At 64.6% G+C, this 339-nt stretch carries 1 protein-coding gene; it reads left to right on the plus strand.

What is annotated here, in order from left to right; translation table 11 throughout:
- Positions 1–339, plus strand: a 339-nt coding sequence (locus H9X91_RS14110; protein WP_204805889.1) for an S-layer homology domain-containing protein, incomplete at both ends; no start/stop codon positions are given.

Here is a 339-nt window from a genome sequence, read left to right on the forward strand (position 1 = left end):
GTTATTCCGATGGTGATTTCCGTCCCCAGGGCACCCTGACCCGTCAGGCTGCCGCCAAGATCATCGCCTGCATGATGCTGGGCAAGACCACGGCGGAGTCCCTGGGCACCTCTGCGGCTCCCTTCAAGGATGTTCCCGCTGGCTCCAGCTTTGCCGGCTACATCGCCTTCTGCGTGGAGCGGGGCCTGATCAGCGGCTACGCTGACGGCACCTTCCGTCCCACCGGCACTCTGACCGGCTTTGCCTTCCTGAAGATGCTGCTGGGCGCTCTGGGCTATGACCAGTCCATCGAGGGCTACACCGGCACCAACTGGACCGTGAACGTGGCCGGCCGTGCCT

This window comes from Oscillibacter valericigenes, from assembly GCF_016902445.1.
GTDB classification, from domain to species: Bacteria; Bacillota; Clostridia; order Oscillospirales; family Oscillospiraceae; genus Oscillibacter; species Oscillibacter avistercoris.